Genomic DNA, 10,425 nt, shown 5'->3' on the forward strand with positions numbered 1-10,425 from the left:
ACCCCAGCCCAACGCTTAGCCGCACTCGTTAGCCAAACCGCGTAAATGTTTCTTCAACCACTTGACTATGAGCGAGAGCGAACGGGCATTTCGTCGGTTTGAGTGAGGGCCCTCACGGGGCCGCCGCCACCCCCACCGGCTCCCCGAAGGCCGGAATCACCTGGCCTTCGGGGTATGTCTCGATGATGAACTGCTCCACCGCGTCGGAGTTGTACAGCTCGAAGACCTTCTTGTACTCAGGCTTGTCGACGTCCTCGGTGCCCTTCGGCGTCGCCGTGTACCGGTATCACCATTGCACGCACGGCCCGCAGTGTCTCGAGGATGCGTGGTGCGGTGGGGTGTTCGACGGCGACGGCGCCACCGGGTTGCACCGTGGCCCGCAGCGCCAGCAGGGTTCCTTCGTACCCGCCGTTGGCCACGGTGACGGCCGCAGGGCTGTATGGCCAGGTGGCCGTGATGGCGTCGAGCAGCGCAGGGTCGACCGCGTCGGTGTCATGGTCGGCGCGCCGGCCGGCGGCTGCCGCGGCGAACGCCGCCTCCAGCGGGGGTAGCAACCGGGGATCGGGCAGGTGCTCGTCGAATGGGTAGTCCGACCACGGCCGGGTGTCGACCGCCGGTGCGGCGACGACGGTGCCACGCCTGCGGTCGGTGTGCACCCAGCCGCCGTGCCGCAGGTCGGTCCACGCGATCGACACGGTCGAGGGGCTGACGTTCAGGGCTTCGGCGACCCGGCGCACCGTGGCCAGGCGAGAGCCCTGCGCCAGTGCGCCGTCGCGGATCAAGGTTTGGACCGCCTTGGCTATTCCGCGTGAGCTCGGGTCGGTCACGGCGGCCGTGATCTCGGACAGCCCGTCATCGGAGTGGGTATCAGTGATCATCTTGGCTTCCCATCGACGTGTCGAACTGCTCGAAACTAACAACGGCGGCGCACCGTGGAAGCTGTTAAATCCAGCGTGCGCGGATCTCCTCGAAATGCACGATGACCATAGTTTTTAGGCGGCGTACGGCTGGCCCGCGGGTCCGCGGCCGGACTGGACAAACCAGGCTTTGACGGCCTCACCACCCTGGACAAACGAGGCTCTCGAACCGCTCGGCGGTCGCGAGCAGTGTGCCGTCGTCACCTTGGGGCGCCGACACCAGCAGTCCGGCTCTTGGCAGCGGCAGCGACACCCCGCAGGTGCCGAGGTAACTGAGCACCATCGTGGTGCGCAGGGTGCTGGCGTTGGCGGCGTCGTAGGCGGCGTCGCTGGCGAGCAGGTCGGCGATGCGCGGCGGCTCGTGACGCACGGTCGGGCACAGGAGCAGCGCGCCTTGCAGGTCCGCTCGAAATCTTCTGCGCAGCTTCGACATCGCGTGACGAACCAACTCAGCCGTGACGTCGGCGTTGCTCTGCACCCGCCGCCAGGTGGCCGGTTCGACACCGGTGAGGCCGCCGTAAGCCGCATACGCTTCGGCACCGACGATCGTGCCGTGCTCATCCAACAGCCGCTGCGCCTCGTCCATGGCTGGTACCGCGCGCACACTCACCGCGATGCCGCTGTGCCGTAATCGGTCCACCGCCGCGTCGAACGCCGCCCGGACACCGGGAGTACAGTCGTCGGTCCATTCCCCGGCGGGGATCACCGCTCGGCGGACCGGCGCCCACGAGGGCCCTGGAACAATCAGCCCGTCGAGCAACCGGATCGTGGCCACCGCCCGTGCCAGCAGGCCGACGCAGTCCAGCGTCGGTGACAGCGCGTGAAAATCGTTGCGTCCATAACGTTCCCGACTGGCACGGTAGCCGACGCAGCCGGTGAACGCGGCCGGGATGCGCGCCGAGCCGGAGGTGTCGGTGCCGACCGCAACCGGCACCAGACCGGAGGCGACGGCCACGGCGGATCCGGATGACGACCCGCCCGGCACCAGCGTCGGGTTCACCGGATTGACCGGGGTGCCGAAATGCCTGTTGATCCCGAGTCCGGAGAAGGCGAACTCGCTGAGGTTGGTCTTGCCCACCGTCACCATGCCGAGGTCGCGCAGCCGTCGTACCAGAGCACTGTCCCGGGTGGCGGCCGGCGAGTCGGCCCGCAGTGCCGACCCGCACGTGGTGACGGTGCCTGCGACGTCGAACAAGTCCTTCCACACCAGCGGCATCCCGTCCACGGGGCTCAACGACTGGCGCCGACGATCACTGGCCCGGGCTTCCTCCCGGGCGCGGTGGGCGGTGACGGCCAGCATGGTGGGCGTCGAGGCGCATTCGAGTGCGCGCTCGGTCGCCTCCTGCGCGGTGCATGTCTGCATTCCAGCACGGTAAAAGCGCTGGTCCCGATGGTCGATGGAGGATCCTCCAGCCGTAGGCGTCAAACAGTGTGCAGATCACCATGATGATCGGGCGTGGCCGGTCCGTTGAATGCGACCATGGAGACAACACGCAGTACCACCACCGTGGAGGTGCCGGCCGGCGCTGGGCGCGCCGTCCTGGTGCACCGCGGCGAACAGGTACGGGTGGTCGACGTCGAAGGCCGGCAGGTGGGCGACGTGTTCGCCTTCGCGGCCGAGGACGTCACCGAGCACCTGTCCTCGTCGCACACCCGCACCTCGGTCGGACGGCTGTTCCCCCGCATCGGTGAGCAGTTCGTGACCAACCGTCGCCGGCCCATTCTGACGTTGGCCGGCGACACCTCACCCGCGGTGCACGACATGTTGATCGCGGCCTGCGATTCCGCGCGCTACCGTGCGCTCGGCGCCACCGACCACCGGTCGTGTGCGGCCAATCTACGGGCTGCTCTGGCCGCGCTCGGCCTGTCGACCCCGGTGACACCTCAGCCGGTGAACGTCTTCATGAACATCCCGGTGGGCGCCGACGGCCAGCTGCGCTGGCTGCCCGCTGTGTCGCGCCCTGGTGACGCCATCACCTTCGAAGCGGCGATGGACTGCGTGGTGGTGGTGTCCGCGTGCCCGATGGATCTGAACGCCATCAACGGCGACCGCCCCACACCGCTGGTCATCGAAACCAACACCACTTCAAAGGAAATCTGATCATGCACACTGCACTCACCTCTCAGAAACTCGGCACCCTGGCGTTGACCAACCGCCTGGCCGTGGCGCCCATGACCCGCGTATCCGCCACTGCGGACGGCGCCGCGACCGCCGAGATGGCCGACTACTACTCCGCTTTCGCCCGGGGCGGCTTCGGCCTGATCCTCACCGAGGGCACCTACACCGACACCACCCACAGCCAGGGCTACCTCAACCAGCCCGGCCTGGCCACCGAGGCGCACGTCGCGGCCTGGCGCCCGGTGACCGAAGCCGTTCACGCACAGGGTGTTCCGATCATCGCTCAGCTCATGCACGCCGGGGCGTTGTCGCAAGGCAACGGGTATGGCGACCACACCATCGCACCGTCGGCGATCACACCGCGCGGTGAGAAGCTCGAAGAGTACGGCGGCTCCGGCACCTGGCCGACGCCGCAGGCAATGACCGCCGACGACATCGACGACGTGGTGGCCGGTTTCGTGTCCGCGGCTGCTCGGGCGCGCCGTGCCGGCTTCGACGGTGTCGAGGTGCACGCCGCGAACGGCTATCTGCTGGACCAGTTCCTCACCGGCTACACCAACACCCGCGATGACGAGTACGGCGGCAGTGTGCAGAACCGGATCCGGCTGACTGCGTGGATTCTCCGCGAGATCCGAGCGGCGGAGCCGGATCTGGTGCTGGGGGTCCGGCTGTCGCAGACAAAGGTGAATGATTTCACCTACCGCTGGCCCGGCGGCGCCGCCGACGCCGAGATCATCTTCACCGCGCTGGCGGGCACCGGTGTCGACTGTCTGCACATCGCCAGCGAGGGCCGCAATTTCATCGACACCGCCCGCCTCTCGGACGGACGCACGCTCACCGCGCTGGCCCGCGAGGTCAGTGGGTTGCCGGTGATGGCCAACGGCGGCATGCACGATCTGCGGCAGGCAGCCGAGGTACTCGACGATGGCCACGCCGATCTGCTGTCGTTGGGTCGTGGCGCGCTGGCCAACCCCGATCTGCCGCAGCGGATCGCCGGCGGCACCGAGTTGGACACGTTCGACCACGGGATGCTGTCCCCGATGGCCACGTTGGGCAACGCACGCTCCTGGCTGGCGAACCGGTGACCTGGCACGGGGGCTCCGCGGCAGTGGCCACCCTGACCTTCGATGTCGACGCCGAGACGCCGATTCTGGCGCAGGGCCGGCACTACGCCGATCATCTGATGACGATGTCGCACCAGTCCTACGGCCCGGACGTCGGGGTGCCCCGCATCCTCGACATGCTCGACGAACTCGAGGTTCCGGCAACATTCTTCGTGCCGGGCTGGGTGGCCGAGCACCGGCCCGGGCTGGCGGCTTCGATTGTGGAGCGTGGTCACGAGGTAGCTCACCACTCCTACAGTCACCGCTCGCCGGTCACCATGACCGCTTCGCAGGAGCGCGCCGATTTCGCCCGCGCCATGGATGTCTTCGCCGCTCAGGGTATCGAGATCAGCGGCCACCGGGCGGCGCTGTGGGGCGCCAGCCGGCAGACACCGGAGCTCATCGCCGAGTTCGGTCTGACCTACGACTCCTCGCTGATGGGTGACGACCGTCCGTACCGCATCGCCACCGGCAGTTCACCGATTGTGGAACTGCCGGTGCACTGGTCGCTCGACGACTGGGAGCAATATGCCTACCTGCCGGATCCGCACATCGGCGCGGTGATCGAGTCACCGGTGAAGGTCGCCGAGATGTGGCGCGCCGAGCTGGACGCCATGCGCCGCTATCGGTGCCTGTTCAACCTCTGTGTGCATCCGTTCCTGTCGGGCCGTCCCGGCCGGCTCATGGCGCTGCGAGGGTTGATCGAGCATGCCCAGGAGCTCGGCGATGTCCACTTCGCCCGGTGCCGCGACCTGGCCCGGGACGTCAACGGCGACAGCATGATCCAACCCCGCGTCTTGACGCGTCCGCCCGCCTCGCCGGAGGTGTACCCCGACTAGGCCAGGGTGTCCGCCTCGAGCGCGAGGAACAGGTCCACCCGGTCCTCGAGTCGGGTGACGTCGCGCCCGGCCAGCTCCCCGATCCGCGCCAAGCGGTTACGCAGGGTGTTGACGTGGACGAACAGTTCGGCTGCCGTGGTGGCGAACTGGCCGTCGTTGCTCAGGAACGCCCGCAGGGTGCGTTCCAGTTCCGTGCCGTACTGCTGATCGTGGGCGCGCAGCGGGCCCAGGATGTCGTCGGCGAAGCGCCGCAGCACGCTGCGGTCGTGCAGACCCAGCAGCATCCGGTAGGTGCTGACGTCGGCGAAGGTCCCGACCCGCGAGGCGCCGTCGCGGCGGTGCAGGACGTGGCACACCTCCCGAGAACTGATCAGGGGCTCGCGCAACGCCGTCGAATCCGGGGCCAGCGCGCCGACTCCGACGACGGCGCGCTCGTCGGGGAAACGAGCGGTCACCGCGTCGACGAGCCGGCGGCACAGCGCGACGACGTCGGCGCTGGTGGTATTCCACGGGAACACGGCCACGGTGTCCTGGCTGCCGGCCACCACCACAGCGGGGATGCCCCGGCCGCGGAAAAACGCCTCGATCTCGTCGGTGGACCCGGGCGGGCGCACCGGCCCGTCGCCGACCACGATGGCGATCACCGCCAGTTGTGCGTTCGGATCGATACCGAAGGCGCGCAACCGATCCCGCACGTCAGCAGCCCGGGCCGCGCCGGAGAGCACCATCTCCAGCAGTTCACTGGCAAAGCGCGACTCGATGGCCTGCAGGGCCTGCTGCTTGGTGACCTCCAGGCTCAGGAACCGCGCCGCCTGCTCGACGGCCGCCCGCTCGGCGTCGCTGATCTGGGCCAGCGGCCGCAGACAGAACACCCCGGCATCGATGTCACCCATGGCCCCCTCCACCAGGAACACCGCCGACGGCCCGACTCCGGGCAGGTCCGCCTCCAACGGCGGGGGCCGCCGCGCCAACGCGTCGGCGGCCCGACGGTCGATCTCGGGATCAACCCCGTCGCCGGCCAGGCGACGGCCCAGCCGGTCGATCACCAGCAGCGGCAGATCGTGCTCGCGGCGCAGGACGTCCAGTACGCCTTCGGCTCCCCCGCCGCGGGCGATCGACAGTGCCAGCGCGTCACCGCGGCGTACCAGCTTGGCCAATGCGTCCTGGCGCGCCGCCCCCTGGATCCGTGCGGCGGCTTCGGTGATGGCCGTGAACGGCACCGCGACCGACAGGGCGACCAGCGGCAGTCCGGCGCCGGCGCAGGCGTCGACCAGATCCGTTGGTGCGCTCGGATTCTGTTCTGTGAGACCGAAGATCAGCCCACCGGCGCGGGCGCGTTGTAGCGCGGCGACAAAACCGGCCGCGGTGGTGGTGTCGCGCCACAGGCCGTTGGTCAGCACCACTTCCGAAGCGCGGATGTACGGCGACGGGTCAGGCAGTTCGGTGTTGTGCAGCCACAGCACCTCCCGGTCGAGCGCCCCCGCGGGCCCGGAGACCTCCACCTCGAGCTCCAGTGCGGATTCGGCAAGCAAGGCACTCAGACTCAACATGGCTGTATCTACATCCATTCACATCCGCTGATGATGGATCTTTATACACTGCTCGGCCGCCGGCGGCGGTGTTTCGATGGTGCAAGTCACACTCGTGAGGAGAACCTGATGTCAACCAGTCCCGCCGATATCGCGCATGACGAGTCGCACAAGGATGCCGCCGTGCCGTTCGACGCCCACGGTATCGAACCCATTCCCGATGACAGCCGCGACTGTTCGCCGTGGGAGTTGTTCTGGATCTGGTCCGGCGCCAACATCGCGCCGATCAACTGGGTGCTCGGTGCGCTCGGAATCACGTTGGGCCTGAGCCTGATCGAGACGCTCATCGTCGTCGCCGCGGGAAACCTGCTCGGGTGCGCCGTCTTCGGGGTGTTCAACGTGATCGGTCACCGGACGGCGGTGAACCAGATGGTGCTCGGACGTGCACCGTTCGGCCGCTTCGGCGCCGTGGTTCCCGGCGTCGTGCAGTTCTTCCTCACGATGGGCTGGGTGGGCGTCAACACCTGGGTGGTACTCGATCTGGTGTTGGCGATGCTCGCGGAGGTCGGCGTCACGGGCGGAGTCTGGCTGGATTTCGTGGTGGCCGCCGGCATCATGGCAATACAACTCGGTCTGGCGCTGTATGGCTTCTACGCCATCCGCAGCTTCGAGAAGTACACCGTCCCGGCCACCGTGCTGGTGATGGCGGCGATGACCGTGCTGGCCATCGCCACCACCGATGTCAACTGGTCGCCGGCGGGTGCGGCGCTGGAGCCAGGTGAGAAGTTCACGGCCATCACTCAATTGCTCACGGCCATCGGCATCGGCTGGGGCCTGACCTGGATTCCCTACGCGTCCGACTACAGCCGGTTCGTCCGCAAGTCCGCCTCCGCGAGGACAGTGTTTTGGTCGTCGTCGCTGGGTATGTACATCCCGACGGTGTGGCTGGCTGCCCTGGGCGCCTGCCTGGCGAGTGCGGGCAGCGGTAGCGATCCCTCCACGCTGGTGGTCAGCACGTTCGGTGTGATGGCAATCCCGGTGTTGCTGTTGCTGATTCACGGCCCCATCGCCACCAACATCCTCAACCTCTACTCATGCTCGCTGGCGGCGCTGTCCATCGGGGTGCGGGCGGCCCGGTGGAAGGTGACGCTGGTGGCCGGGGCGGTGGCCTCCGGTGTGCTCGCGGTGTTCGTCAACGCCGACAGCTTCGCGCATGCCTTCGACAACTGGATGGTGTCCATCCTGGTGTGGATCAGCCCTTGGGCGGCCATCATGCTCGTCGACTATCTGGTGATCCGGCGCGGCGCCCTCGACGTCGATTCGCTTTACGGCGCCGAGCACGGCAGGTACAACGCTGCCGGCTTGATCAGCCTGGCGGCGGGGATCGTCGCGGGTTGGTCATGGCAGTACGGCCTGGTGCCGGCCATGCAGGGCCCGCTGGCGATCGCGCTGGGCAACTCCGACTTCTCCTGGCTGTCCGGCAGTGTCGTCGCCGGCGGGCTGTACTACCTGCTGGCCCGTAAGGTGCGGGCATGAAGGAACTTCCGAGCGTCGTCAGCGCCACCGAGCTGTCCAACAGCTTTCTGGGCAAGGTGATCGAGATCTGCTTCGTCACCGCCGATCATCGGCGCACCATGGAGGGCCTGGTGCGCCTCGGGATCGGGCCGTGGCGGGTGTACACCTTCGACTCGGCCACGGTCACCGACCGCACCTATCGCGGCGAGGCCGCCGACTTCGCGATCAAGGTGTGCTTCGCCGACGTCGGCGACATGGCATTCGAGATCATGCAGCCGCTCTACGGGCCGTCGATCTTCCAGCAGTTCCTCGACACCCACGGCGAGGGCATCCAGCACATCGCGTTCGACTGCGACGAGAAGCCGTGGGAGCAGCGCCTTGGTGAGTTCACCGGGCGCGGCTTCCCGCTGGTGCAGTCCGGGAGGTTCATGGACGCCAACGCGTTCGCGTTCTTCGACACCGAGGAGGCGACGGGCACGGTGTTCGAAACCTATTCGATTCCTGCGGGTTTCGTGTGGCCGGAACCCGAGGAGTGGTATCCCGCTCCCCCACCCGAGGGCCAGGCGCCGCCGGTGCGGGCGCAGCGGGGATGAACCCGTTACCGGGCCGCCAGGACGGCCCGGTAACGAACATCGCCTGCTCGAACCCGAGCGATCGCCCGATTGATATCAGGCATGGGGAAGGACTCGATCACCGGCCGCACTCCGGTCCGGGCAGCGAAGTCGAGCATCTGGGCGGTCTCCTCACGAGACGCCACCAACCCGCCGGCGAGTTTCTTCTCGGAGAACACCAGGGACATGGAATCGATCTGCATCGGCTTCTGCGGATTACCCACCACGATCAGCGTGCCCTGCGGTTTCAATGCGGCCAGGTACTCATCCCACGGGATGTCCGCAGTTACTGTGCTGATGAGGTAATCGAATGTCTCTGCAGCATTCGACAATTCAGCGGTACCGCGGGTGACGATGTAGTGGTGGGCGCCCAGTTCGGCGGCATCATCACGCTTGTCGGGCGTGGACGAGATGGCGGTGACCTCACATCCCCAGGCCCGGGCGAACTGGACGGCCAGATGGCCGAGCCCGCCGATCCCCACGATGCCGACGTGGTCGGCGGGTGTGATGCCGTGCCGGATGAACGGGGCGAACGCGGTGGCGCCCGCGCACATCAGCGGGCCCGCGACCTCGAGGTCGATGGCCTCGGGAAGCGGGTAGACGAAGCGCCAGTCGCCGGCCCGCACGGACGAGGCGAAGCCGCCCCGGTCGCCGCGATGGGCCATCCCGTCCCGCCGGGCGCAGAGCTGCTGACGGCCGGACAGGCAGTACCGACAGCTCATGCACGAGCCCGCAACAGCGCCCACCACCACACGCTGCCCCACTGACAACCGCTCGGTGTCGACCAGCGAACCGACGGCAGTCACGATGCCCGCCACCTCGTGTCCGGCAACCGCCGGACCGGCAGAGCCGTGGTCGATGACGCCGAGATCCGTATGGCAGATCCCGCAGTAGGCGACCTCGACGTCGACCTCGAGCGGTCCGAGTTCGCCGGCGTCGTAGGTGTAGGGGGCGAGTTGAGCACCGGGGGCGTAAGCGGCGTAAGCGCTAACTTCATATGACGTTGTCATATGAATGACGGTAGCACCTCAGATGACGCCGTCACATAAGATGGGTGCATCATGAGTCGCGCCGAGTCAGCCGCCGCCACGCGCCGAGCCCTGCTGAACGAGGCCGCCGCGTTACTCGACAGCGGCGGCCCCGAGGCCGTGACGCTGCGTGAAGTGGGTGCCCGTGCGGGTGTCACCCGCGGCGCTCCCTACGGGCATTTCGCCGACAAGGGCCGGCTGTTGACGGCGGTCGCCGCCATGGGTTGGGATCGTGTGGCCGACGAGATGCATGCGCTGCGTGGGCAACAGCTAGCCGCTGCGGACAGACTGCGAGCCGCGGTTCATGTCCTGATCGACCTCAATCGCCGGCAGCCCCATCTGTATCAGCTGATGTTCACCCCACCGGCGGGCGATCCGGGCGCGGTGATCGAGGGAGCGCAACGCCTTTGCGACGAATTCCACGCCCTCGCCGCGGACATCGCCGGTGAACACAACGCCGACCGCTACGCCGCCATCCTGTTGACCGGAGCGCACGGCGTGGCCGGCCTGGAATCCAGCGGCCTACTCGGGACGGACAGTCTGCGAACCAGCGCCGAGAACCTCATCGACACCTACATCACGCTCCTCACCGAGGAGCGCCCGCATGCACGAATGTGAACTCAAGGCACGCCAACCCGCGATCAGCGTGCAACAACTCCACAGCCACGAGCCGGCGCCCGACGGGTCCTAGTACTCGTTGGCGACGAACAACTCCTGGGCCGGGAACTTCGTGAGGATCACCGGGCCGTCGTCGGTGACCACCA

General features: G+C 67.8%; 10 protein-coding genes. 6 read left to right on the plus strand and 4 right to left on the minus strand.

What is annotated here, in order from left to right; all coding sequences use genetic code 11:
• Window positions 1–236 precede the first annotated feature (236 nt).
• Both AC3A6P_RS35850 and AC3A6P_RS35855 read right to left on the minus strand, forming a co-directional pair.
• Entirely contained in the window at window positions 237–878 is a 642-nt protein-coding gene (locus AC3A6P_RS35850; RefSeq protein ID WP_487697394.1) for a GntR family transcriptional regulator, read from the minus strand.
• 178 nt (window positions 879–1,056) lie between these two features.
• Window positions 1,057–2,280 carry an amidase family protein gene (locus AC3A6P_RS35855; RefSeq protein WP_487697396.1) on the minus strand — a complete coding sequence of 408 codons (1,224 nt, stop codon included), beginning with the start codon at window positions 2,278–2,280 and terminating at the stop codon, window positions 1,057–1,059.
• Window positions 2,281–2,397: 117 nt separating this feature from the next.
• On the opposite strand from AC3A6P_RS35855, the gene AC3A6P_RS35860 reads away from it, so the two are divergent.
• The 3 genes from AC3A6P_RS35860 to AC3A6P_RS35870 are packed head-to-tail and all read left to right on the plus strand — an operon-like array spanning window position 2,398 to window position 4,978.
• The gene (locus AC3A6P_RS35860; protein ID WP_487697398.1) at window positions 2,398–3,018 is read left to right on the plus strand and encodes a DUF1989 domain-containing protein; all 621 of its coding nucleotides are present in this window, start codon (window positions 2,398–2,400) and stop codon (window positions 3,016–3,018) included.
• Window positions 3,019–3,020: 2 nt separating this feature from the next.
• A complete protein-coding gene (locus AC3A6P_RS35865) occupies window positions 3,021–4,121 on the plus strand; it encodes an NADH:flavin oxidoreductase (RefSeq protein ID WP_487697400.1) in 1,101 nt (366 codons plus the stop codon).
• The gene (locus tag AC3A6P_RS35870; RefSeq protein ID WP_487697401.1) at window positions 4,118–4,978 is read left to right on the plus strand and encodes a polysaccharide deacetylase family protein; all 861 of its coding nucleotides are present in this window, start codon (window positions 4,118–4,120) and stop codon (window positions 4,976–4,978) included. The genes AC3A6P_RS35865 and AC3A6P_RS35870 overlap by 4 nt, the downstream gene beginning before the upstream one ends.
• Here the strand turns inward: AC3A6P_RS35870 and AC3A6P_RS35875 are convergent.
• On the minus strand, window positions 4,975–6,546 hold the full coding sequence (locus tag AC3A6P_RS35875) for a PucR family transcriptional regulator (RefSeq protein WP_487697403.1): 1,572 nt from the start codon (window positions 6,544–6,546) through the stop codon (window positions 4,975–4,977). The genes AC3A6P_RS35870 and AC3A6P_RS35875 overlap by 4 nt on opposite strands.
• Before the next feature lie 90 nt (window positions 6,547–6,636).
• Here AC3A6P_RS35875 and AC3A6P_RS35880 point away from each other — a divergent pair, with 90 nt between their 5' ends.
• On the plus strand, window positions 6,637–8,043 hold the full coding sequence (locus tag AC3A6P_RS35880; RefSeq protein ID WP_487697405.1) for a cytosine permease: 1,407 nt from the start codon (window positions 6,637–6,639) through the stop codon (window positions 8,041–8,043).
• Window positions 8,040–8,615 (plus strand): VOC family protein, encoded by a 576-nt coding sequence (locus AC3A6P_RS35885; RefSeq protein ID WP_487697407.1) that lies wholly within the window; start codon window positions 8,040–8,042, stop codon window positions 8,613–8,615. The genes AC3A6P_RS35880 and AC3A6P_RS35885 overlap by 4 nt, the downstream gene beginning before the upstream one ends.
• Before the next feature lie 5 nt (window positions 8,616–8,620).
• On the opposite strand, the gene AC3A6P_RS35890 is transcribed toward AC3A6P_RS35885, so the two are convergent.
• Window positions 8,621–9,643, minus strand: a complete 1,023-nt coding sequence (locus tag AC3A6P_RS35890) for an NAD(P)-dependent alcohol dehydrogenase (protein ID WP_487697408.1) — start codon at window positions 9,641–9,643, stop codon at window positions 8,621–8,623.
• 51 nt (window positions 9,644–9,694) lie between these two features.
• On the opposite strand from AC3A6P_RS35890, the gene AC3A6P_RS35895 reads away from it, so the two are divergent.
• Complete coding sequence (locus AC3A6P_RS35895) at window positions 9,695–10,279, plus strand: TetR/AcrR family transcriptional regulator (protein ID WP_487697409.1); 585 nt, start codon at window positions 9,695–9,697, stop codon at window positions 10,277–10,279.
• Window positions 10,280–10,425 lie beyond the last annotated feature (146 nt).

Source organism: Mycobacterium sp. Soil_C_30 (assembly GCF_057656995.1).